General features: G+C 56.8%; 19 protein-coding genes. 8 read left to right on the top strand and 11 right to left on the bottom strand.

Annotated features, from left to right (window positions below):
- Nucleotides 1-447 precede the first annotated feature (447 nt).
- From KFE13_RS02980 to KFE13_RS02960, 5 genes are all read right to left on the bottom strand, one after another.
- Complete coding sequence (locus tag KFE13_RS02980; RefSeq protein ID WP_260705659.1) at nucleotides 448-855, bottom strand: nuclear transport factor 2-like protein; 408 nt, start codon at nucleotides 853-855, stop codon at nucleotides 448-450.
- A gap of 62 nt (nucleotides 856-917) precedes the next feature.
- Entirely contained in the window at nucleotides 918-1556 is a 639-nt protein-coding gene (locus KFE13_RS02975; RefSeq protein ID WP_260705657.1) for a VOC family protein, read from the bottom strand.
- A 45-nt stretch (nucleotides 1557-1601) separates the two neighbouring features.
- On the bottom strand, nucleotides 1602-2099 hold the full coding sequence (locus KFE13_RS02970; RefSeq protein WP_260705656.1) for a hypothetical protein: 498 nt from the start codon (nucleotides 2097-2099) through the stop codon (nucleotides 1602-1604).
- Between the two features lie 124 nt (nucleotides 2100-2223).
- Nucleotides 2224-2811, bottom strand: coding sequence for a TetR/AcrR family transcriptional regulator (locus tag KFE13_RS02965; RefSeq protein ID WP_260705655.1), 588 nt, complete (start codon nucleotides 2809-2811; stop codon nucleotides 2224-2226).
- A gap of 48 nt (nucleotides 2812-2859) precedes the next feature.
- A complete protein-coding gene (locus tag KFE13_RS02960; protein ID WP_260705654.1) occupies nucleotides 2860-3654 on the bottom strand; it encodes an SDR family NAD(P)-dependent oxidoreductase in 795 nt (264 codons plus the stop codon).
- Nucleotides 3655-4070: 416 nt separating this feature from the next.
- Here KFE13_RS02960 and KFE13_RS02955 point away from each other — a divergent pair, with 416 nt between their 5' ends.
- From KFE13_RS02955 to KFE13_RS02930, 6 genes are all read left to right on the top strand, one after another.
- Nucleotides 4071-4466 carry a hypothetical protein gene (locus tag KFE13_RS02955; RefSeq protein WP_260705653.1) on the top strand — a complete coding sequence of 132 codons (396 nt, stop codon included), beginning with the start codon at nucleotides 4071-4073 and terminating at the stop codon, nucleotides 4464-4466.
- Between the two features lie 668 nt (nucleotides 4467-5134).
- Complete coding sequence (locus KFE13_RS02950; protein ID WP_260705652.1) at nucleotides 5135-7678, top strand: TonB-dependent receptor; 2544 nt, start codon at nucleotides 5135-5137, stop codon at nucleotides 7676-7678.
- 77 nt (nucleotides 7679-7755) lie between these two features.
- Nucleotides 7756-9162, top strand: coding sequence for a PepSY-associated TM helix domain-containing protein (locus KFE13_RS02945; RefSeq protein ID WP_260705651.1), 1407 nt, complete (start codon nucleotides 7756-7758; stop codon nucleotides 9160-9162).
- A gap of 267 nt (nucleotides 9163-9429) precedes the next feature.
- A complete protein-coding gene (locus KFE13_RS18575; protein ID WP_313900675.1) occupies nucleotides 9430-11205 on the top strand; it encodes a DNRLRE domain-containing protein in 1776 nt (591 codons plus the stop codon).
- Between the two features lie 70 nt (nucleotides 11206-11275).
- Nucleotides 11276-13738: an NHL domain-containing protein gene (locus KFE13_RS02935; RefSeq protein WP_260705650.1), complete on the top strand. Its 2463-nt coding sequence runs from the start codon at nucleotides 11276-11278 to the stop codon at nucleotides 13736-13738.
- Nucleotides 13739-13764: 26 nt separating this feature from the next.
- Nucleotides 13765-14391 (top strand): hypothetical protein, encoded by a 627-nt coding sequence (locus KFE13_RS02930; protein ID WP_260705648.1) that lies wholly within the window; start codon nucleotides 13765-13767, stop codon nucleotides 14389-14391.
- Between the two features lie 33 nt (nucleotides 14392-14424).
- Here KFE13_RS02930 and lspA read toward each other — a convergent pair whose 3' ends face one another.
- Together lspA and ileS are read right to left on the bottom strand one after the other, a co-directional pair.
- The gene (gene lspA, locus KFE13_RS02925; RefSeq protein WP_260705646.1) at nucleotides 14425-14991 is read right to left on the bottom strand and encodes a signal peptidase II; all 567 of its coding nucleotides are present in this window, start codon (nucleotides 14989-14991) and stop codon (nucleotides 14425-14427) included.
- A 3-nt stretch (nucleotides 14992-14994) separates the two neighbouring features.
- Nucleotides 14995-17889, bottom strand: a complete 2895-nt coding sequence (ileS, locus tag KFE13_RS02920) for an isoleucine--tRNA ligase (RefSeq protein WP_260705645.1) — start codon at nucleotides 17887-17889, stop codon at nucleotides 14995-14997.
- 313 nt (nucleotides 17890-18202) lie between these two features.
- Here ileS and KFE13_RS02915 point away from each other — a divergent pair, with 313 nt between their 5' ends.
- Nucleotides 18203-19282 carry an energy transducer TonB gene (locus tag KFE13_RS02915; protein ID WP_260705644.1) on the top strand — a complete coding sequence of 360 codons (1080 nt, stop codon included), beginning with the start codon at nucleotides 18203-18205 and terminating at the stop codon, nucleotides 19280-19282.
- A gap of 63 nt (nucleotides 19283-19345) precedes the next feature.
- Here the strand turns inward: KFE13_RS02915 and KFE13_RS02910 are convergent, their stop codons facing one another.
- From KFE13_RS02910 to KFE13_RS02900, 3 genes are all read right to left on the bottom strand, one after another.
- A complete protein-coding gene (locus KFE13_RS02910; RefSeq protein ID WP_260705643.1) occupies nucleotides 19346-21061 on the bottom strand; it encodes a methyl-accepting chemotaxis protein in 1716 nt (571 codons plus the stop codon).
- Nucleotides 21062-21130: 69 nt separating this feature from the next.
- A complete protein-coding gene (locus KFE13_RS02905; protein WP_260705642.1) occupies nucleotides 21131-21469 on the bottom strand; it encodes an energy transducer TonB in 339 nt (112 codons plus the stop codon).
- 56 nt (nucleotides 21470-21525) lie between these two features.
- Entirely contained in the window at nucleotides 21526-22143 is a 618-nt protein-coding gene (locus KFE13_RS02900) for a class IV adenylate cyclase (RefSeq protein WP_260705641.1), read from the bottom strand.
- Nucleotides 22144-22191: 48 nt separating this feature from the next.
- On the opposite strand from KFE13_RS02900, the gene KFE13_RS02895 reads away from it, so the two are divergent.
- Nucleotides 22192-23226, top strand: a complete 1035-nt coding sequence (locus KFE13_RS02895; protein WP_260705640.1) for an L-threonylcarbamoyladenylate synthase — start codon at nucleotides 22192-22194, stop codon at nucleotides 23224-23226.
- 4 nt (nucleotides 23227-23230) lie between these two features.
- On the opposite strand, the gene KFE13_RS02890 is transcribed toward KFE13_RS02895, so the two are convergent.
- A complete protein-coding gene (locus tag KFE13_RS02890) occupies nucleotides 23231-24373 on the bottom strand; it encodes a DNA polymerase III subunit (RefSeq protein ID WP_260705639.1) in 1143 nt (380 codons plus the stop codon).
- Nucleotides 24374-24570: the final 197 nt, after the last annotated feature.

Raw genomic sequence — 24570 nt, 5'->3', positions numbered from 1 at the left:
GCTCAAGGAGCCATCCGCTACGCCTCGTTTCAATAAGTTACGCGATCCGGCTTAGCTGTCACGGCAGAGGTCGCGGGTTCGAGCCCCGTCGCCTCCGCCATAAACCAAAGAAAATAAACCGGTTATGGCATAGTGACAAGATCAGTTGTGACCCGCGAGGGTGCTAAGAGTTTCCGGCACCTTTTTTGCTGCCCTCAAGACTCAAGGGCCTCGCGTTTGGTCGCAGAAATCGCCCGCAATAGCTTGCCTGAAATCCGTTTAGCAAAGAAGTGCCCATACCGAACGCTAAGGAACTCCGATCTGCCCCAGCATCCTTGCGTATCTCCGGCGTCGCACGGGGCAAGCCGAGCAAGAAGAGCGCCGGTATGAGGAGGACACGCATCGCTTGCGGTCCGTTTTCGATCGAGGGATATGTCAGCCCGATTTGAACCATTTGTGACCGGAACACTAGGACGTTGGGTAGTCCCAAACATCATGCGGCAGTTTGTCCTTGAGCGATGCATACATGGCATCTCGGAATAGCTTTAGAGCTGGATACGGCCGGAGAGCAATTGTGCGCTCAACAATCAGCCCTTGCTCGTTGTCTACAACGACCTCCAAGCTCTCGAACTTGTGACCATCCATCGTCCCCACCCAACGCAAGAAGGTGGTGCGCTCATCGAGCTTGACCTCAGCGATATAGGTGCCGGAACCGCGCGTAGAACTAGACTGCGCGAAAATCGCCGCGCAGGCTTCACGTCCCTGGATCGACCGGGCCAGTATTGGGCTGTTGAATACGACGTTTTCTGCGAGCAGTTCGCTAATCTCAGCGGCTGTAGGCTTCCCCGCTTCCCGTAATTTTCGTAATGGATGCATTGTCATTCCTCCTCGCTAGATTTATTGCCACTACCGCATGTTATGAACGCAAAATCGTCAATTTACCGAGGCAATTCCTTACCCGCTTGCTCTCGGATCATATACTCGGCGTACCAGACAGGCCACTCAGGGTCGGCTTGTCCAATTCTTTGTTCGTGCTGTCCATGTGCTTTTGCTGCACGAATAAGTGCCTGGGTCAGATCGTCTGCCGACTTATAACTCGTCTCGCTGGTGATACGTCCCGGAAGCCGATTTGTGACTTCCTGCAATAACCAGGTATTGCCGTCTGGATCGTTGAATGTTGCAAACGATCCATAGCTTGCTCTATTTGGTGCAGCACCAGCAATGCGTGCATCGGTTTGCCCAGCTCGGAATTGTGCACCCGGCGCTTCCGGATGAAACACTTCGCTGATTTCAACACCACGGGCAGCAAGCTCGCTGCGTGCTGCTGCGATGTCCGAGACCACCAGATAAAGACCCTGCGCAGAGCCCGGTGTAGCCGAAGTAATCTTCGTGCCGAACTGAACCGAAGCTCCTGAGCCTGGCGGTGTGAACTGAATCAAGCGAAACCCGTTCTCGAAACGGAAGTCCGCATCGAGCCGCCAGCTTAGTCGTGAGTAAAACTCTTTCGCACGATCGACGTCTGAAACCGGAATGACAACTGCTTCGAGCTTCATATCCATATTGAGTTCGCTGCTCATGACTTCCTCCACACGTTCGATTTTTGGATCGCGAATTGATGGCTTTTACGCCTGCGACAACGATTCTGGCATTCTGTCTGAGGCGCCTTGTGTGTTCATGGCAACGTGGCATGCTTCGATGGCTTTAACACTATTCATAAAAGCCTTCTCCAAGACACTCTTGCCGATTGTGCCCAGGACAAAGCCAAGAAAACGCCCCTTCAAGTTCTTGCCCTCGCGTACGACAACTACATCGATGTCGGTAGTTCCGTCAGGACGGCGTGTGAAATGGTACGTGTGGCCGGAAGCACCTCCCCAAACGTTGGAGTCAGTTGTCGTAAGGACAACATGATCGGGATCAGACCAGTCATAATGCAGACGTTCCCATATGCCGCCTGAGCCTTCCGTAACGTCTGCCTGCGTCTCGCTATGCTGATGCACCTTAAGATACTCGTCGGAGCTGTTTGCGAATAGCTTCGCCCGGCCCGGGCCGAAGTCCGTAAGCCCGGCGATGTACTGCTCGGGTGTGAGGGTTGTTGTCTGATGAAGATAGATCATGGACATATGTTTCTCCTTCCGTTCAATTCTGTTGGTTTCGGGTTTGCGATGACTTCTTACCCACCCCGAGTTGGCGTAGGGCTCTCCTTCCAGCGTCGCTACTGGTTATGTCTCGCCAGGCTGTAAAGCTTTAGCGCTTTTTCAAGAGCACGTCGAATATGTATTCCATGAATGTTTGAAGAGGCGCATCGCTCTTTTCAGCCTGTGAGCGCAACAACGCCCCCTCCCAACTGTTGACCACGAAACCCGCTAATAACTCAGGATTTGTACTTGCGGGAAGTTCCTTCTGCGCAACTGCCTGTTGAAGCACAGCCGTGATTGCACGTTGCCAGTTTGAAAATCCCGTGCTGAGCTGTTCCCTCAACTGAGGATGATCTGTAGCAATCTCTAAACTGAAACGGCCCAGCATGCATCCGGGGATTGGTCCGCTGTGACCGGAAGTTTTAATCAAATCTGTGAAGAGACCCTTTAAACGTTTCAGTGGAGCGACCTTCGAATTATTCAGAGCTGCTGCGGTCCGCTCCGCGAGGCTGTCGCGATACTTATCCAACGCTGCTTTGGCAAAATCTTCCTTGCTGTCAAAATGATGATAGAAGGAACCTTTCGGCACATCCGCAGCCTTCAAAATGTCGCTTAGCCCCGTTGCATTGTATCCATATCGACGCATTAGCTTCTGCCCTACTTCAATCAGGTGTTCGCGTGTCGAATTGGGTGTCATCGAAGACTCCTAACTGCTTCCGGTTGCGTGGAAATTCGAACAGTACTTTCAGTCTTGAATTCCATAACGATCTGCCGGTTTCTGGCGTGAAAGATTCGGCCCTAAAGCTTTGCGTGCCATTTCGTATTTCTCCCAGTCAGCGACATCGGGTAGAGCAGGAATGGTGATCAATTCATGTTGGTCGAGGCCTGCAAGCGACGCATCCACCATATCCTCTGCCGTCATCACAAACTCGGCCGGAAAATCCTCTACCGGACGGCCAGCCTTCTCCCAGAATGGCGTTGCAGTTGCTCCAGGCAGTACAGCCTGAACGGTCACGCCGGTGCCTTCCAACTCGTTCTTCAGCGCCAGGGTAAAGTTGACGACGTACGCCTTGGTGCCACTGTAAGTGCCGTTCAAGAGATCCGGCGCAAGAGCCACCACCGAGGCAATGTTGATGAGCAAACCGTTCTTGCGCGCGATAAATGCGGGCAGCGCAGCAAGGGCCAGTCTCGTCAACGCGGTGACATTCAAATAGATCATCGACTCCAGAGCATCTATCTTCTCCTCAAGAAGCTTTCGCGCGCTGCCCAAACCGGCATTATTCACGAGCGCCGTGATCGCCGGATCAGTACTCAGGCGTTCAGCTACGCGCTGCACGTCCTCTTTGTTGGTCAGGTCGGCCACAATTGTCTCAATTCTGCGGCCGGTAGGCTTCAATCGTGCGGCAGACTCTGAGAGCCTCTCCTCGTTGCGAGCAACAAGAATCAGATCGTAACCGCGCTTTGCAAGGCGATCGGCATAAACGGCGCCGATGCCGGTGGATGCTCCTGTGATCAGTGCTGTGCCTTTTGGTGCTGACATTGCTTGTTCCTCCTAAATCTCCGAGGCCTGTTACCTCATAGCTGAAATAGAGTAGACCAGTCGGTCTAAAGATTCAAAAATGTGAAAGAACAATGCGCTTAGTGAGTGGAAGTTAGGAGGAACTGGTTGGATAGTCGACTGCGGATTGTCCCAGACCGGGAGCAAATGCTGCCACATAAACAAAATTTGTCACCTTTCGGATCATCTCTGCGGGTCATCGGTTACTCGCCTGGAATCGGAGGGATCGTTTGAATCGAGAGCGCTGGGACCGTGAAAATCCCGAAGGGATTTCTATTCTTTCCTCTCCCCGGTCCTTTTCAAACTTGACGAGACGCAAGCCAAGTTCTGCGATTTCCCTAACTCGCTTTTGCGCGCCGTGCACGTCAGATTGCGGTGAAGATCATAACAATGCTTCAATGGAGACATTGCGTAAGCTGATCGCCATCACGCTGTTGGCCATCTTTGGCCTTCCGTTCGCTTCGACGCTCTTTGCGATGACACCAAAGAGCGAGGCGAATCTGCCTGCTTGCTGCCGCAAGAACGGTAAGCATCACTGCATGATGAGCATGATGGAACGCAACTCTCTTGTGAGTGGTAAGCCACAGTTCACCGCTCCCGGAGAGAAGTGCCCTTATTGTCCCGGTGCGCTGACGCTCGGTCATCAGCCGAACCCTTTTGGCATTCCGTCGGGGCAAATGGTGTTTATTGGACTGGCCGGCCAGTCCGCAGTGGTTGCGCAGACGGAATCGAAGCGTCGCATCTCTCGTGATCGCTCCCGTCAGAAGCGCGGCCCTCCAAGCTTCTCCCTCTAGCTCGCCGACCAAACCCGGCTGATCCGAACTTAACGTTCGGCACAGCTCTCGTGTATCTGGCTCCAGGTGATCAGCCAGAATGTCGACTCTTGCATCGATGAAGTGCATTGGACGATATGTGTGTGAATCAACGATTGCTTCTGCAGGGTTTCGCCTTGGAATCCAGTGGAAAAGGCGCAGGCGCCGCAGATGCTGAGAACGGTAGCAAAGCTCGGATGGAGAACATGGAGAAGAGCCAGCGCTCTGGTGCTGTTGCTCGGATTCCTGCTGCCGTTCATCGCTGCTGCGCAATCCCTCGGTACTGACGATGAGGCCACGTTGCCCGCGTGCTGCCGTTCTCATGGGAAGCACAAGTGCTCCATGGGGCATCTGCTCGTTGCCTCAGATACTCATGGGCGCAGTGTCTCCGCGCCTCACATCTCTGAGAAATGTCCCTGTAATGTACCCAACGCGCCGGTATTGTTCGGGGATCACCATGCTCGTCCCGTCGAGATTGTTCAACTCCGATTGCAACTGCAGCATTCCGCGTTTCAGGCGATGTCGGGGTCTACGGACGCCCGTGAGATCGCTACTCCTAATCGCCAACGTGGTCCTCCTTTTCCAGCCAATTCGCCTGAGGTTTTGTCCTTGGCTGCGGTCTATTAGGCCGCCAAAACGCTGGAGAATCCATGTTAAGTTTTGCCCGACCTTACGTGCTGGCTGCTGTCTTGCCAGCTCTGACGATCACCATTTCTATTCGCGCTCAGGAGAGGGCTGAGCTTACGGGTCAGAATGAGCGGCAGTCCCTTACGGCTCTAAGCGGCAGTGTAATCGACTCAGGTAACGCGGCCATCGTTGGAGCACAGATCGAACTGCGCTCTGCTCAAGGAACTCAACAAAGAGCGACAACAGATCAACAAGGCCATTTCGCTCTTCGCCAGCTATCTTCTGGTAGCTACGAAATTGTGATCACACATGAAGGCTTCCAGGAGACGCGGCAACGCGTAACCATAGTGGCCGGTACCAGTGTCGCATTGACGTTCAAAATGCTGGTCTCCACACTCACGCAAAGTGTCACCGTTGAAGCTCAGGCGGGATTGGCGACAGAAACACCCGTTAGTCAGACACAAGCTCAGGTAAGTCGTGAGGACTTCAAGAACTCTCCGGCAACAACCATCGCCGATGTTATCAGCCTGGTGCCCGGAGTAACCTTCGTACAAGGTAATGGTCCGCGTGATGTAGCTGTCTCGGTGCGTGGGTCAAGCACGCGACAGACGTACGGAGTTCGCAACGTTCAGGTCTTTGAGGACGGGTTTCCCGTGACGCAGCCCGACGGCTTGGCGCGAACCGATCTCACAGACCCGCACGCCTATAGCAGCATTGACGTTGTCGAAGGTCCATCATCAGCGCTGTATGGGAACTATGCGTCCGGCGGTGCAATTAACTTCCACACACGGAGCGGCAGCGAGATTCAGGGCGTAGAAATTGGCGCTGACTTTGGCAGCTTTGGATACTACAACGACTACATCGCCTATGGCGTCGGGAATGAGCGCTATCAACTTTCGGCCTTTGTGAGCAATGTCCGAGCTGACCAGGCCACGGTCAATAATCAATACAACACGGTCACGGCTAACATCCTCGCAACCTTTGCAGCGACGCCTCGTGATCGGATGACCTTCAAGTTCATCAACAACGATCTCGACACAAACCTGTCCATTCGACTATCGCTGGCTCAATACCGTCTGAACCCATATCAGCTGGACTGCCAAACCTACAGCGCGGCCTTTGCGACAAATGGCTGCGGCAGTGTCAGCGTGTATGCGAACGGATACAACGGTACGAGAGTGTCATTGGGTGCCGCACAGGCCGGACTCAATCGCCATGACCGTCGTACGATCGTCGGCGCGCGGTACGAGCATGACCTCACGGCAAACACCACATGGCAGACACAATTTGTTTGGGACAACCGTGATGCTAATCAGCCGACCAGTGCCTCCGCCTATCGAGGAACACTGCCATCCTTCAATGTCGCAAGCAATGTGCTTCGTCATGGACTGACCGCTGGGCGACAATCCACCACACTTGCGGGCGGCTTCTTCAATTATGAAAACATCAACTCACAAAGCTCCAACCTCATGCCGGGTGGAGGAGCCACACTCGGTGGAGCGACGCAGACCGTTGTCGGAAGCCATCTCAACACCGGATTTCATCTTCGTGAGGAGATGGCGCTTGCGGAGAGGTGGACGCTCGTCGCCGGTCTCGGCGCTGAATATACCAGCCTGAGCGCCATCGCCAACAACTTCACGTATCCAGTCGGGGGAACACCGACCATCTCTCCGGTTCCAGCAAACCGCACCTTCTTCAACGTTGCTCCAGAAGTGGGTGTTCAGTTTCATCCCGATCATGTCTGGCGCATTCATGCCCGGTTGGGTATGGGATATGGAACACCCCAGGCCACCCAACTCTTTACAAATGCACAGGGGCAGTTCGGCAATAACACCACGCTCAAAACACAGCGCAACATCGGTGTGGATGGCGGTGCCGATTGGTCGCTTAGCTCTAGACTGCAACTTTCCGCGGCTCTGTTCTACGAATGGTTCCACAACGAACAGGTGACGCAGTCTCCCGGGGTGAACCTTCAGAGCTTCACCTTCAATGCACCGGCATCCGCCCATCGCGGCGTTCAGGCAAGCGTGGATTGGCACCCGATGCCTGTCGCACTTTCCGGTCTGCGTCTCCGCGCTTCCTACACGTATGACAATCAGATATATACCAACTACACCGAGCAGATCACTACGGGAAGCTTCAGCAACAGCTTCTCCCGTAACGGCAATCGTATTCCGGGTGTGCAGCCACACTTTCTAAATGGACGCATTGTCTACGATCAACCGCACGGTAAACTGCGTGGTTTTGGTGGGTATCTGGAAACGAACTGGAGAGATGCATACTCATTGGACAATGCAAACCTGCTTTCTGCGGCAGGTTATACGTTACTCAACCTGAGCACGCACTACGACCCTCCCGCAGGACACGGAGCCCTCTCTCGTCTCAGGTTCTTTTTCGACATGCAGAATCTCGCGGACAAGACTTACATCGCCTCCGCGGGAAATATCACGAACAGTCTGAACAGTATGGGCCAGCAAAATGGCGCAGCGGTTTTGGCCACCACTACTGGATCAATTTACGCTGGCACACCACGCGCCTCCTATGGCGGCGTGCGGGTGCGGTTCTGACCAAATGCTGCTCTGCGGCTTGCACCGCGCCGCAGAGCAGCAACACTGAATTACCGAAATCTTGAATGGAGAAACACATGGCTTCACACGTGAATTCTACGAAACAGGAACAGAGCCGACGCCTGTATCGCACAATCTGGCGGTGGCACTTCTATGCCGGAATCTTCTGCATCCCCCTTGTTATTTGGCTGGCATGCACGGGATCGATCTATCTCTTCAAGCCTCAGATCGAACGGTACTTTGATAGGCCTTATGACCATCTTCATATGGCCGGCTCACGAGCAACGCCGGAGGCCATCGCGAAGGCGGCCGTCGCTGCTGTTGCCGATTCCAGCTTGCATTACTATGAACTTCCGCCGAGCGCGAATGCTGCCGTGCGTGTCATCGTTGGCGTCGGGAAGCAGGAATATCGGGTGTATGTACATCCTCAAACCTTGGCGATCCTCAACGTCGTGAACGAAGACAAGCGTCCCATGCGCATCCTCTTCTATCTGCATGGCGAGCTGCTTGCCGGAAGATGGGGATCCTATCTGGTCGAACTGGCTGCTTCCTGGGCGATCGTGCTTCTACTCACCGGTCTTTACCTCTGGTGGCCGCGACAAACGGAAAGGCTTGCAGGAGTTCTTTGGGTGCGCACAAGCAAGGGGCAGCGCATCCTCTGGCGCGATCTTCACGCCGTGACCGGCGTTTGGGTGTCGGCCTTCGCCCTGTTCCTCATCCTGACCGGCTTACCGTGGGCAAAAGGCTGGGGAGGGTGCTTCAAGAAGATTCGTCAGATCACAGGTACTTCTGTCGCACGTCAGGATTGGAACACGAGCCGGGCCGGAGAACTCGCGGATCGAGCCGCCATGAACACGAACAGCCTCAACATCATGGATGACATGACAGCTATGGAACACTCCGGTCACATGGGGCACATAATGCACCACATGACCTCGCCCGATGCGTACACGCCCTTCAATCGTCTGGTTCCGGTTGCCGAGTCGCTGCATCTTGCCTCGCCGGTCGAGATCATGCCTGCGATGAAGCCCGGCGGTACATGGACAATTAAATCTGACGCGCAGAATCGAACCTTACGCGATGTCATCCAAGCCAATCCGAGCACGGGAGCAATCGTGAGTCGGCAAAATTTTAATCAGCGCCTGCTTCTCGATCGGATGGTGGGAATCGGTGTGGCAGCGCACGAAGGCCAGCTCTTTGGACTTGCGAATCAGCTTTTAGGGCTGGCTACTGCCATGGGGCTCGTTCTCCTCTGCATAAGCGCGGCGGTGATGTGGTGGAAACGGAGACAGGTCGGAGTGTTGGGAGCCCCTATTGCTCTTGCTCGTCCGCGATGGAGTTTTGCTCTGATCGCTGTAGTTCTTGCGCTCGCTCTTTATCTTCCCGCGTTAATGATCTCGCTGATTCTTACGCTGCTAGCGGAGAGATTTGTGCTCAGCCGTATTCCTGTAACACGACATTGGCTTGGGCTCATATCGGCATAAGGCAAGCCTCTCAAAAGTGAACGAGATCATTCGATAAGACTTGTGGAAGTTCCCCTGTAGTGCGCAGAAGATATACCCCAAAAGATGTATTAATTCGAAATCCCGGTCTCTTATAGAATCACCCAGCGCAACATTGCACTCGCAGAGCAGTTGAATGGTCTCTTAGTTGTGTGTGCTGATTTTCTACGAAGTATTACTAAGTTTCAGTGAGTGATAACCGTTCATTCGTTGTTATCCACATATGTGTCTATGTTAGGAGTGTGCGTTTTGAATCGATTCGGGTTCGTGCGAGTGGTTCTTTGCCTTGGTATGGTTCTTCTCGGTATTCATGAAGCCTCTGCCTCGGATGTGCCGTTGAGCGGTGATGCCCATGTGAACACAGCCCATGCGTCGATCAATTACGGGACTCTTTCCAATCTCTATGTTGGAAATGGCAACACAGCCTTCCTGCAATTTGATCTGTCGGCGCTGCCTGCGGGTACGACCTCGGCGCAGATAGCCCGTGCAACACTAACCGTTTTTGTGAACCGTGTTAATACAGCAGGCTCAATTACTGTTTCGCCTGTGACAGCGTCCTGGGGAGAGTACAGCGTCACCTCTGCGAACGCTCCTGCAGTTGGCAGCTCGATTGGCAGTCTCCCTGTGGCTGTTGCAGGGCAGTTCGTCTCTATCGACGTAACCGCGCAGGTTCAGTCGTGGCTTACATCAGGCACCAATTTTGGATTGGCACTGACGTCCAGCGGGGCCAATGTGCTTCTTGATAGCAAGGAGAATGACGAGACCGGGCATTCGGCACGTCTTGATGTAACGATCGTGTCGCAGGGACCGCAAGGACCGATTGGCCCAGTTGGAGCCCCCGGTCCTATTGGCCCACAAGGTATCCAAGGCATTCAAGGTCCGGTGGGAGCCACTGGTCCACAGGGTCCGGTTGGACCGGTGGGCCCACAAGGTCCAGTCGGAGCTACTGGTCCTGCTGGATCCGGAATCAACTATCGGAATACCTGGAGTAGTTCCACGATCTATAACATCAACGATGCTGTCTCCTATAACGGTTCCAGCTATATTGCAATTGCAGGAAACTTCAATGTTTCTCCGGGCTCTGATCCTACCGTATGGACGGTTTTGGCGGCCGCTGGAAGTGCAGGAGCTACGGGAGCAACAGGTGCGACCGGCCCGCAAGGTATTCAGGGACCCATAGGTCCTGCCGGTCCGCAAGGCATTCAAGGTGTCGCGGGCGCCGGGATCAACTATCGGAATACCTGGAGTAGTTCCACGATCTATAACATCAATGATGCTGTCTCCTATAACGGTTCCAGCTATATTGCGATTTCAGGGAACTTCAATGTTTCTCCAGGCTCTGACCCCACCGTATGGACGGTTTTGGCGGCTGCTGGTAGTGCAGGAGCTACGGGAGCAACCGGCCCGCAAGGTATTCAAGGTCCACAAGGAATTCAAGGCCTGACAGGTGCAACCGGTCCTGCTGGTCCGACAGGAGCAACAGGAGCCACCGGATCTATTGGTCCTATGGGACCTTCTGGCCCAACCGGCCCGCAAGGTCCAGTCGGTCCCGCTGGGCCGGCCGGCGCAGGCGGAGCGGTCTTGAAAGACGCCAATAGCAATACTTTGGGTTATCTGGTGTCATTCGACAACGTTTTCAATTTCACCGTAGAAAACTCCGGGTATGTATTCCAGCTTGGTGCCGATGGATCCTTTCCAACTCCGCAAATCTATTGGACTGGGCCAGGCTGCACTGGGTCGGCTTATCTTAACGACGCAAAGGGTGGTGCTGGCGGCCGGCTGATTGTAGGGAAGAGGGTGATTTACTCGACAGCAGCGAATTCGCTTTACACCATGGCGAACCCGAACTCCGGCGGGATCAGTACGTCAGTTTCTTTCACATCTGCCAGCATCGAAAATCCAACATGCATGGCGTCGAGTGGTACGGTGAGCGGCTGGCTTTTGACTCCGACCTCACCGTCCACGATTGGCATTAGTGCATCAGGAACGCCGCTCAAAGCGTCCGCTCCGTTCCAACTGCCATAACAAGCAATAGTTGCTGGCTGGTTTTTGACTGTGTACGACAGCACTTTATGCGGATAACGGAATGAGCTCGATGCAATCTCGAATTCGATTGAAGCTTCATTGGCTGGCAATTGGGCTAGCTACTTTTGCAGCCCTGTTTGCAAGCTCGCGTGTTTACGCGCAAGGCAGTCCCATTAGCAATGTGCAGGCAATAACGGCACCATTGGCTGCTCCGGCACAAGTCGCTTATGACGCTGCCGGCAATCTCTACATTGCCGATCTCAACAATAACGTCATCCGTAAGGTGAATGTTGCCGGTGTTATCACCACGGTTGCCGGTACGGGGGAGCAGGGATTTTCCGGCGATGGAGGCGCAGCGACAAGTGCATCGCTCGACTCTCCCGCAGGAGTCGCTATCGATCCGTCTGGCAATATTTACATTGCAGATACTCATAACCAGCGCATCCGAAAAGTGAGTGGCGGCACGATCACCACGATTGCGGGGACAGGTATAGCGGGATTTTCCGGTGATGGCGGCTCGGGCACTTCAGCAACGTTGAGTAATCCCACCGCGCTCGCGCTCGATGCAAGCGGCAACCTTTATATTGCGGATACCGACAACCATCGCATCCGACGGATCAGCGGAACTACGATTACGACTGTTGCAGGAAATGGAGAGCAATTCTTTTCTGGCGACAACGCGGCTGCAACGGCAGCGGGGCTCGACTCTCCAAATGGTGTTGCGATCGATGCCGCCGGCAATCTCTACATCGGCGACACTCACAATCAGCGGGTACGAGTCGTAAACACCTCCGGCACTATTACGACGTTGGCCGGAAACAGCAGCAAAGCCTATGCGGGTGATGGTGGAGCGGCAACCGCTTCTTCTCTTGCTCGCCCAAGAGGTCTCAGCGTCGATGCGCAGGGCAACATTTATGTTGCGGATAGTGACAACAACCGCATCCGCTTTATTGCGAATACAGGAACAATTTCAACTGTTGCTGGAAACGGATCGCAGGGATATGCCGGAGATGGCGGTCCCGCAATCAATGCAACCCTCGACACACCTCGGACACCCGCAGTGCAGTCTCCGGGAGTCTTTGCTCTGTCGGACACCAACAATAACCTCGTCCGTGGAGTCGGGGTCGATGGCACCATTCGGACCATTGCCGGAGTTCCTCCAGGCACGGGCGGAGGGGTAGTTCTCCCCGGAGAATCGCTTACGCTGACTGGCGCACCCAGTGTCGCTTACGCCAGCGGAACGCTAACCGCCATCTTTACGAACAGCAATCAAATCGCGACTGGCAATGTCAGTCTGATAGACGGTGCGGGCTCAACCCCGGTTGCTACCGCGGCACTCACATCGAACGTTGCGACGATCGATGTTTCGGCGTTATCTGCAGGAACTCATAATCTGACTGTGGCTTATGCTGGCGACGGTCAGAATCCAGCTATTACCAGCAGCGTCTTTGTGCTTACGGTTACCCCGCTCCCGGTTACAGCAACGGCTTCAAGCGTGACGATATTGTATGGCCAATCCATCCCTGTCATTACGGGAACGCTCACCGGCGTCTTACCCAGGGATACCAATAACGTTGCAGCCGTTTTTAGCACTTCGGCGACACAGACATCGACGGTCGGCCAGTATCCCATCACTGTAGCGCTCACAGGTTCCGCGGCTGGCAACTATACCGTCAGTCTTGCTTCATCATCGGGCAATCTCTCGATCGGAAAGGCGGCCAGCGCGATCACGCTCAGCTCGTCCAACATAGCACCGTACCTGGGCGCTCCTGTCACACTCACGGCAAAAGTAGCTTCAACGACAACGGGGACTCCGACCGGTAATGTCGTCTTCTACGACGGAACCACACTGTTAGCTACGACTGCCGTCAACGCTGCAGGCTCTGCCATCTTTACATCGAGCTCGTTTGCTGCGGGGAACCACAGCATCACGGCCGTCTACGGCGGGGATGCAAACTTCACCGGCAGCAGCTCTAGCGCGGCGCTTGAAAGCGTTGGCCCCGCACCGGACTTCACCTTCAGTGCCAGCGGTGTAGCATCCGTATCCGTCAATCCTGGTCAAGCGGCGACTTACAACTTCACCGTACAGTCGCAGGGAGGACCGTTTACTTCTCCCATCACATTGACCGCATCAGGCTTGCCGGCAGGAGCAACAGCGGTATTCAGCCCTGCATCCCTCACGCTCGGCAGCACACCAACCTCTTTCAGTCTGGCGATCCAAACTTCAAATGTCGCTGCCGCAAACACGACATCGTCGTCTGCTCGTTGGCCTCAGGTCTCTTTTAGCGCGGTGTTCTTCTTATTGCCTTTGTTGCGCCGCAAGCAAGTCCGCGCAATGGTCTCGAAGAGGCTGCTTGCTATAGCGTTTGTGCTCCTTGCAAGTGGTGCCGTCCTCGGTCTGGCTGGCTGCGGTGACGGAGGCTTCTTCCCGCAATCGCAGAAAACTTACACCATCACGGTGACGGCTACAGGTACGAATTCCATCAACGCGACTGTGCAGCACACCACGACGGTCACACTGGTCGTTCAATAAAGCTTAAAAGGAACATGTTCGTGCGGATGAGATTGACATTGTTGTTATCGGTAGCACTTTTGGGATGGACAGTGGCTGCTTCGGGGCAGGCTTCTCCAACGACAGCCAGCGATTTGGGACCAACCGTATCAAGAAACTACCCTATTGCTCTTTCAGTCGATTACACCGCAATGATCGGCAATGCTCCTCCGGGAACCTGTGGATGTTTTCTCCTGAATGGTGGCAGTGGCAGCGCTCTGTTTCACGTATGGAGGAATATCTCTGCGGTGGGCAAAGTTTCCGGTAACCGGAACGCGCTGATTCCTCAATCCCAACAGGGGTTAAGTCTCGTCACCTATATGGGAGGAGCGCGTTACTCTTTTCGCACGATGCGACGGCTGACAACCTATGGCCAGTTCCTGGTCGGAGGAGTCCATAGCTTCGATACCTATGTTCCGCGAGAGGATACGCAGTCTACAGGGGCCGCAAGCTCCTTTGCCTTCGCTCCAGGAGGCGGATTAGAGATCGGAGTTAACAAGTGGCTCTCATTCAAGCCTGCCGAGGCCGAATACTTGATCACGCATCTTCCCAACAACACGAACGGACACCAGCGTAATGCGCGCATCAGTGCAGGCGTTGTCTTTCGCTTTTCTGCTTCACGGCTTGGGCGTTGAACGAACGATTCGCAAGCAACTACTCATCTCGGGCTAGGCGGAAGCGTCAGCCTCCGGCTGCGGTCGAAAGATCTCAATCATCAGTAGGCACGCCCCAATAACGATGGCTGAGTCTGCAAAATTGAAGTCGGGCCAGTGGTAGTGGAAGATATGGACTTCAATGAAATCGATGACATAGTGGTAGACGATGCGATCGTAGAGGTTCCCGATAGCTCCGCCGAGGATCAGTGCCAGCGCGATCGACGTCAGTGAAAGCGAATCACAGGAACGCAGCAGCAGAACGCCCACGATGATAACGGCGGCAGCTGAGAAGAGGATCAGCCCCTTGAGAACAAGGTCCGGTGATGCCGAGTCGGCAAGGAAGCTGAAGGCGGCGCCGGTGTTCAGCACGTGTGTGATGCGTAGCAGACCGGGGATGACGGTATGAGCTCGTCCTGTGGGCAAGTGGTGGACGATGAACTTTTTCGACAGGTGATCGGCCAGCGCGACGAAGGCCGAGATAGCGAGCAGCAGAGGAAAGTAACGATGACGGCTCGCTGCACCGGTTTTTTTCTTCGGCTCATCGAACTCAGTCGCTGGGTACTCATAACGCTCGGGCATCCATTACTCCGTTGGTTTTGATGCGGTATAAGGCGGATATCCGATGGCGTCGAGGGCCTCGGCACAGCGCAGGCAAACAGTGGGGAAGCGCGCATCCTGACCGACGTCGGTGGTGTAGTTCCAGCAGCGTTCGCACTTCACGCCTTCGGCGGTCTCCGTCGTAACGCGAATCTCGCCGTTGGGATGCTCGATGTGCGTGAGCGCAACCTGCGAGACGTTGAAGAGTTCCTTCAAGCTCGACTCATAGCGCTTGAGCAGTCCCAGCGTTAGTTCACCTGCTTCGATGAGGATGCGAGCATCAAGTCCTTTGCCGACGAGCTTTGCCTGGCGCGCAGCCTCAAGAGAGAGCAGCACCTGATCGCGGACAGCGAGCAGCTTCTTCCAGTCTTCTTCGAGCGACTTCACATTGCCGGGGACGATTTCGGCGATGTTGGGGAAGAGCGCGACATGTACGCTCATCTCGCGCCCATCGACCTTGGGCAGCGATTGCCAGACCTCGTCTGCCGTAAAGCTGAGGATCGGGGCGACCAAGCGAGTGAGCGCTTCGGCGATGCGCCAGAGCGCGGTCTGCGCGCTGTGACGTGCAGGATGGTTGGGGGCGAAAGTGTAGAGGCGGTCCTTGAGAACGTCGAGGTAAAGCGCACTCAGGTCAGAGTTCGTGTATTCGTTCAGTGCGTGGTAGGCACGATGAAATTCGAAGTCGTCATAGGCCTGACGGATTTTGCAATCAAGCTCGGCTGTACGAGCAAGAATGTACTGATCGAGGGGCTCCATCTGTGCGAAGTCGACGGCGTGTTTCGCCGGATCGAAATCGTGCAGGTTGCCCAACAGGAAGCGGAAAGTGTTGCGCAGCTTGCGATAGTTGTCGCTGACACGCTGCATCAGATTCTCGCTGGCGGCCACGTCTTCACGAAAATCAACGGAAGCCACCCAGAGACGGACAATTTCGCCGCCGAGACGCTTGGCGATGTCAACTGGGTCGACGCCGTTGCCAAGTGACTTCGAGAAGGCGCGGCCTTGCTCGTCCAGCGTCCAGCCAGAGGTGGCGACCATCTTGTACGGCGCTTTGCCGCGCACGGCTACCGACGCGAGTATCGAAGAATGAAACCAGCCGCGATGCTGGTCGCCACCCTCGGTGTAGAGGTCGGCAGGCCAGTGCAGCTCCGGCTCAACATCGAGCACGGCGTGCCAGCTTGCGCCCGACTCAAACCACACGTCGAGGATGTCCATTTCCTTGCGGAACTCGGTGCTGCCGCAGGAGGCGCAGGCCGTGCCTTTAGGCAGCAGCCCTGTGGCGTCGTACTTGTACCACGCATCGGCGCCCTCCTTATGGAAGAGGTCGACGATGCTCTTATTGATCTTCTTGTCGTTCAGCGGTGTGTGGCACTTCTCGCACATGAAGACGGCAATGGGCACGCCCCAGATACGCTGGCGCGAAATGGTCCAGTCGGGTCGCGTAGCGATCATGTTGGAGATGCGCTCCTGGCCCCACGACGGGTCCCAGACGACATTGGCGATCTCGTCCAGAGTGCGCTGGCGGAAGGTGGTGTCACTGCCATCGGGAGCCTTCATCGGCGTCTCCATGGAGATGAACCACTGCTCTGTTGCACGGAAGATGACGGGGTTGTGGCAGCGCCAGCAGTGTGGGTAGGAGTGATGGATCTCACTTAAGCCCATCAAAGCACCCCGCGAGCGAACGAGGTCGATGATGACCGGATTCGCCTTGAAGATTTGCATGCCGTCGTACTCGGGCAGACCATTGCGCAGGCGTCCGGCGGCATCGACGTTACATACCTGAGAGAGTCCGTACTTCGTTCCGGTGTTGAAGTCATCGGCTCCGTGCGAGGGCGCGGTATGGACGGCGCCCGTACCCTGCTCGGTGGTGACGTAATCGGCATTGACACCGAGGATCTCGCGATCGAGAAAGGGGTGCTGGAAGGTGACGCGGTCGAGCTTGTCGCCCTTGAAATGAGCGATCTCCTTCGCGTCTGGCAGATTGCATGCCTGCTTTGTTGCCTCTGCCAGCGCCTCGGCAACGATGTAGATGTTGCCGTCGGTGTTCTTCAGCGCGACGTATTCAAGCTCTGGGTTGAACGCGACAGCAAGCGATGCCGGAAGTGTCCAGGGGGTCGTCGTCCAGATGATCGTGTAGACGTCCTTGCCTGCGAGCGCAGGATCGATAGCGGCGGGATCGCTGGTCAACTTGTAACGCACGTAGATCGAGGGCGAGGTATGCATCTCGTACTCGATTTCAGCTTCAGCCAGCGCCGTCTTGTCGTGGATGCACCAATAGACAGCCTTCAGCCCCTTGTAGACGAAGTCTTTCTCAAAGAACTCGTAGAAGGTCTCAACGATCGAAGCCTCATAGGCATTCGACATCGTCAGATAAGGATTCTGCCAGCGGCCGAAGACACCGATGCGCTCAAACTGCGACCGCTGCAGGTCGACATACTTCTGCGCATACTCACGACAGGCCTTGCGAACCTCCAGCGGGTTCATCTCGAGCTTCTTGCGGCCCAGCTGCTCGTCGACCTTGATCTCGATCGGCAGCCCGTGGCAGTCCCATCCAGGGACATAGGGAGCGTCGAAGCCTGCCATTGTCTTCGTTTTGACGACGAAATCCTTGATGCACTTGTTCAGCGCATGGCCCAGGTGGATGGCGCCGTTTGCATACGGCGGGCCATCGTGGAGGATGTACTTGGGGGCACCGGCCCGGGCGGTACGAATCTGGCCGTAAATATCCTGTTGCTGCCATGCGGCCAGACGAACGGGCTCGTTGACCGGCAAATTGGCCTTCATGGCGAAGGCGGTCTGGGGCAGGTTCAGGGTCGACTTCAGGGGTTTGGTTTCGCTCATATCCTTAGTCGCTTGCGGCTTGGTCTCGGTTACTTCCGGCATCTCTTCCTCTGACTTGGGGTGGCACAAGGGGCCAAAGGTCTATTGTATCTGTCCGGCATATGGCGTGCAGGGAACCACCGCAGGAAATACAGGGGTTATGCCGGAGACATGGAAGAGACATTCCTGCTGTAGGATGCGTCCAATGAAGTGAGCAGGGCTGCGCTAATATTTGTAGAATGTTTCTTGGAGCCAGATGCCTTGCGTACAACATGGAGAGAACCGGCGGAGACCGGCGAATGAACGGAGACGCGCGATTCTCGAGGAAGCAGGCGGTAAGCGCAGGCGCTGACCGCCGCCGAGGCAAAGCAGCTTAATGGCGAATACGTGGCTATCAACACCTGATGACGATCCCAGGAACGAAGGTCCGGCACTGCGTCCCGGCGCCGACGCACCGAAGCTGAACGAGGAGACGGAAGGCTCCATGTGGGCCTCGCTGTTCGCGAACCTGCGTGACGCCTTCAATCCTGTAAAGCAGGCTCCGCTCAAGCTGGATTCCCGGCCTGTGGAGAACGACCTGATTATTGAAGAAGAGGGGATCTTCACCTCGCTGAAGAACAGCATCCGCGATGTCTTCTTCCCGGAGAAGCTGCCCCCGTTGGTGCTGGAGTCGAAGCCTGTTGCGGTCATCGACCGCATGAAGGTGAAGCGCGATCCGAAATCGACGGCGATTGCCGTCGTCATTCACGGACTGGTTATCCTGCTGATCGCCTATGTGCTGATCAAGAAGATTCCAATTGCCGCTCCTGCGAAGACGACGCTCGTCACTGAAGTGAACGTGCCTCCGATGGCGCCGCCGAAGGCTGCCCAGATGGGTGGAGGCGGCGGACAGCGCGGGCCGGCACCCGTTTCGAAGGGATCGCCGCCGAAGTTTGCCGACCAGCAGATCGTTCCGCCCAAGGCCCCTCCTCTGCAGGAGCCGAAGATCAAAATCGATCCCACAGTGGAGGTCCAGAAGGACGTTCACATGGCAACCAACCTGCCGAACTTCGGCCTGCCGAACTCACCGCTTCCGGGTGTCTCGATGGGCAATGGCTCCGGGACCGGCCTCGGCTCGGGGAACGGTTCTGGTATCGGGCCGGGCTCGGGCGGCAATATGGGCGGAGGCCCGAGGCGTATCGGCGGTGGTGTTTCGGCGCCGCAGCTGATCTACCAGGTTGAGCCGGAGTTCTCCGAAGAGGCTCGCAAGGCGAAGTTTGCCGGAAACGTACTCGTGAACCTCTGGGTAGATACCAACGGTATGCCGAGCCATATCCGGGTGATCAAACCAGTCGGTATGGGGCTGGACGAAAAGGCTGTTGAAGCTGTTCGTCAGTACAGGTTCAAACCCGCAATGGAGAACGGCAAACCTGTTCTGGTGGAACTGAACGTCGAAGTTAACTTCCAGATCTTCTAAACCTTTCGGCAAGAAAGACAAAGGGCCTGCTTCTGAAGCAGGCCCTTTGTCTTGGCTTGGGACTTACGCTGCACGTGGTGCCGGGCTCATGCGAGGAATGTGCGCAGGAGCTGGCCGTGTTGTGATCTGTACACCATCCTGCTGCAGACGGAAGCGATCGACCTGCTGTTCGAGTGTGACGGCTGTCGCGCTCAGCGATTCGATGCCTGCAGCTGTGGATGCCATCTCGACCAGGTTGTCATGGCTTAGCGAGTGGATGGCATCGAGGCTGGCCGACGACTGATCTGCCGCCGCAGCCTGCTGTGATGCCGCGATGGCGATCTGAGCGATCATCTTGTCGACGCGTTCCGCCATACCGATGATGCGTTCCAGCGCCTCACCCGCCTGATTCGTGGTGACGACACCCTGCTCGACCGTACCGGTGCCGCTCTCCATGCTGGAGATGGCGACGCGCGTGCGGTCCTGAATCTCCTGAATCATGGTGGCAATCTCACCGGTTGCCTGGGCGGTCGATTCCGCCAGGCGGCGAACTTCACCGGCGACAACCGCGAAGCCGCGGCCATGATCGCCTGCTCGTGCAGCCTCGATAGCAGCGTTCAATGCGAGCAGGTTGGTCTTGCGTGCGATCTCGTCGATGGTGGTGACGATCTGTGAGATGCGCTTGGAGTCTTCGCCGAGCAGCCCGACGGTGGCCGATGTCTCGCTGACAGCCGTTGCAATGGAGTGCATAGACCCAAGCACCTGCTTGACGATATCGCCGCCCTCACGCGCCGTCTGTGCTGCGCCGCGGGCCGTCTCCGCGGCCGATTGTGTGTGACGCGAGACCTCGGCGATGGAGGCAGACATCTCCTGCATGGCAGTAGCTGCCTGTTGTGTCTGCTGACTCTGCTGGTCGATGCGGCGATGCATCTTCTCGCTGCCCGAGCGCATGGAGTCCGCGCTGCCGGTAAGTGACCCCGCTGTATCGACGACAGTGCCAATGATGGATCCCAGGTTGGTCTGCATGGTCTGCATCGCCTGCGCGAGCGAGCCAATCTGGTCGCTGCCATACAGGTGATCGAACCGCTCGCCGGTCAGATCGCCCTCGGCAATCGCGTTGGCACGTTGCGCAACAAGCTCGATGGAGCGCGTGATGCGGCGCGAGAGCGTGAACGAGATGGCTCCTCCAACAAGAGCGCCGACGATGGTCGCAAGCCATAGCGTCCAAAGCGTCGCGCTGTTCGCGTGCTGCAGTTGCGCAATTTCCAGATTGGCCTGTGTCATCTGCGATTCGCCGAGGTCGCCAGTCATGGCGAAGAGCGACTTCTCCAGGGGGAGGATCTGATTCTGGAAAGTATCGTAGGCCTGCGCCGTGCCCTGTGCCGTTTTGGACTCGTTGGACTGCTCCACCTTCTCTTCGAGCATCTTCAGCGTATTGAAACCGGCCTCAATCTCGCGGATGCGTGTGGCATCGTAGCCGAGGTTGTACTGATCGGCATACCGGCGCAGCTTCGCCATCGATTCCTCAGACTGGGAGATGTACTCCTGGCGCGCGCGGCGGTAAGCAGCGGAAGATGCGGGGTCGATGCCGAAGAGCATGTAGGACTCAAGTGCATGAATGCTGTAGACCATGCGGATGCGAAGATCACGCGTTGTGGCATTGATGGGGATATGCTGCGTGGTGGCGCTGGTAGCAAGGCGGTTGGCCTCCTGAATGCGCATCGTTGCCGTAAATGCGCTCAGCAGCATGGCAAGGATGAGCGCACCCGTGGCGAGCCCGAGCTTCGTTTCAAGTTTCATGATCTCTTTCCAGTCCCAGAAATTTTTAACGGTTGAGTTTGAAGTTGAGCTGCATCGAAGCCGAAAACCTTAGTGGCCTTCACCGGAGAAGTTGACATCAACGGTCAGGTCGGTCGTGTCAGGGCCCGGCTCGAAGCGCCAGCGACGAACGGCGTCCTGGGCGGCTGGACCAAGCAGGGCGTGGCCGGATTCAACCTTTGCATCGGAAACGGAGCCATCGGGCTGAATGGTGAGGTGCACGACGACCGTTCCGCTGACATGCATCCGGCGTGCCAGCTCCGGATAGACAGGTGGGGTTTTGGAAACGATAGCGCGATGCGAGCCGCCAGCGGCGTGGGCCAGCCCGGCTCCCAGGGCGAGGGCGCATAAGACCAGAAGATGTGCGGGTAGACGACGAACGGATGCCAAGGGGTATGCCTCCAAAGAGATTTCAGAGGCTATATCGGCAAAGAGCAGTTTTCGCTTTAGTGGGCGGCAGCAAGCACTGGTGCGGCGACCTCGGCAAAGGTAAGATTTTCTGCCGGACTGCCGGTCCGCTGTTTCCAGTTCAGGAAAAGTTTTCCATAACTGTCGGTGAGACAGGTCGCATGATCCACACCAAGCTGCACAAGGGCGCGGTCGATCCAGGCGGGCGGTCCTTCCAACTCCGCGAAGGTGCCTATCGGCGTCTCATCAACGACGAGGTGAGGCGTGGAGGCCGTTGCAGCATCAAAGGTGGACCATTCAGTGCGGTATTTCTCATACGTGAAGACAGGTTGGTAACCGAGTTGGATGAATATCTGGCCTAAGGCGGGACCATCGGCGACGGCGGTCTCCGTCTCGATGCGGACCTTATAGCGGGAGGATTCGGCAAGGTTCTGCTGCGTGTCGGTGCGTTTGTGTGTCACGGTCCAGAGCGCGCCGTATTGGCGAATGCGAAGGATTTCCGTGCGGGCGCGGAGGTCGCGCGATGGCGTGTCATAGAGCGTGTTCTGCTCAAAAGTACGTGGCGTGTCGAGATGAAAGCCAAGCTCAGGAAGACGCGATTCGAGAGCTGTTGGGTCGGAAACGGGGAACTTGAGTTCGATCTCGTGGTTCGCCATGCGCTGAGTATAGGCCTGTTTGCCGCCCTGTAACGATAGGATTGAGATATGTCCGGTGGAAAAACGGAGCGTCTGGAAGGAAGCGAAGGCGTCGCCCGCGCGGCGGAGATTCTTCGTGCGGGCGGAACGGTGGCGTTTCCGACCGAGACAGTTTATGGGCTTGGCGCGAATGCTCTTGATCCTGAGGCAGTTGCGAAGATTTTTGCTGCCAAGGAGCGTCCTGGCTGGGACCCGGTGATCGCCCATGTCAGCGACAGACAGATGATAGATCGGATCGCGCAGGTTCCTGCTGGCGCAGAGAAGCTGATGGAAGCTTTCTGGCCGGGGCCGCTGACACTGCTTCTGCCGCGGACTCGGGCTGTGCCGGATTCGGTTACGGCAGGCCGGCCACTTGTCGGAGTCAGGATGCCGGCGCATCCGCTGGCGCTGGAATTGATTCGCGCGGCTGGCGTTCCGCTGGCTGCGCCGAGCGCAAACCGCTTCGGCAGGACCAGTCCGACCACTGCGGAGCATGTGCTCGAAGATCTCGACGGCCGCATCGACGCGGTGCTCGATGGGGGGCCGACGAGCGTTGGAGTTGAGTCGACGGTGATCGGGCCCGCGGAGGATGGCTCGCATTGGACGATGTATCGGCCCGGTGGTGTCTCGAAGGAGGATCTGGAGCGCGTTCTGGGCGTGGGTGCGGTCGAGATCTTTCGTCCGTCGAGGACCGAGAATGCGCCGGAGAGTCTGCCTTCGCCGGGAGTTGGAATTCGACATTATGCTCCGCGAGCGCGTCTGTTGCTGGTGTTCGAGCCTTCGCGGCAGAAGGTGTCGGCGCGTGAAAGTCTGGTTGCGCAAATTCAGAGTTCGGGCGATGCGGTTGGCGTTATGTTGCCGGAGGGTTGGGATGCTGCTGGAGCTTCGTTTGTTTATCGCTGGGGGCCGTGGAGCGACGGGGAGATGCTGGCGCGGCGGTTGTTTGCTGGTTTGCGCGAGTTGGATGAACGTGGCGCAGCGGTGATCGTTTGTCCGGTGCCGGAGATGGATGGCATTGGTGAGGCGATTCGCGACCGGTTGCGGAAGGCGGCTCGGGAGAAGTAATTTCTCAGCGGGCGCTTGTGGCGAGCTGACCGGCGAAAGCGTCGAGCGAGAGGGAGCGGAGGAGATTGCGGCGCATGCCGCTCCAGACCTGATCGAGGCCGCGGGTCGTTTGTTCAATCCATGCGAAGGTGACGGACTGCGCGATCTTTTCGAGGTCGGCGCGGATGTCCGTATTGCGGACGAGCTCGGGTGTGCCAGCGTGGAGGAGCAGGAGATCTTCGAGCAGGAGCGCCAGGGTGCGGAGCAGGTCGGCGGTCTTCTGCTGGCCTTCGGCTCCGGCGCGATAGGTCTCGGTCATCTTGAAGAGCGCGGTGTGATCGGGTTCGGTCACGGCCTGGCGGAGGAGGAGCAGGGCATCGGCGCGAGCTGTGGTGTAGGCGGCGAGGTCGAAGCCGAGAGCTTTGCCTGCAGCTCCCTGGGCGAGGCGGGCGATGAGGTTGCGCTGTTTCGGCTGCACATCGGAGCGGCGGTCGGCGAGCAGCATCTCAAGCTCTTCGACAGGTAGCGCGCCGAGGCGGACGAGCGCGCAGCGTGAGCGGATGGTGGGGAGCAGTTCGCCGGGATTTTCGGCGAGGAGGATGAGGTGGGCGCTGGCCGGCGGCTCTTCGAGGACCTTGAGCAGGGAGTTGGCGGCTTCCTTCATGAAGCTGGCGGCGGTGATGATGAAGATTTTCTTTGGTGCCTCGGCGGGCAGGTAGTGGGCCGAGTGGATGATCGAGCGCACCTGGCCGAGCTTGATGAGCAGCTGCGGCGGATCGGGCGGAATGATGAGCAAATCGGGGTGTGGCTGGACGAGGATGCGCGTGTCTTTTTTGTCGGCATCGCGCAGTTCTTCTCGGGCAGCAACGGCTTTGTCGATCTCGTCGTCGAGGGGGAAGGCGGAGGCGATGCGGGTGCAGTTGGAGCAGACGCCGCAGAAGGAGGCGAGGGTCTGTCCGTTGGACCACATGTCGCGGGGCTGGCGTTCGCACTCGATGGCCATCGCGAGCATCAGGGCGAGGGTGTATTTTCCTGCTCCGGCCGGTCCGGCGAGAATGAGCGAATGGGGCAAACGTCCGTGCGCGATGGCGGTGCGGAGATGCTCGACGGCGGCGCCGTTGCCGAGGAAGTCATTGAAGGTTGCCGGATACTGCTGCGCGTTGCTCAATAGACCCCCTCCCCCGTACCAATTCTGTCAAAGTATTCGAACGAAAGGCTTTATTTGGACACCCCCTGAAGAACGGAGTGCTTTCGCCCTGTTTCGAGCTGCTTTGAAGTCCTATTTCTATTCTAGAGGACAGGAGGGGGTAAATCGGCAGTTGGGCTCAGATGGTTTCCTTACCTGTAAGTAAATGCTGGCAATCG

Origin of the sequence: Edaphobacter flagellatus, from assembly GCF_025264665.1 — a bacterium.
Classification (GTDB): domain Bacteria; phylum Acidobacteriota; class Terriglobia; order Terriglobales; family Acidobacteriaceae; genus Edaphobacter; species Edaphobacter flagellatus.
The sequence above is the reverse complement of the archived record's forward strand: the minus strand, read 5'-3'. Positions and strand labels throughout refer to the sequence as shown.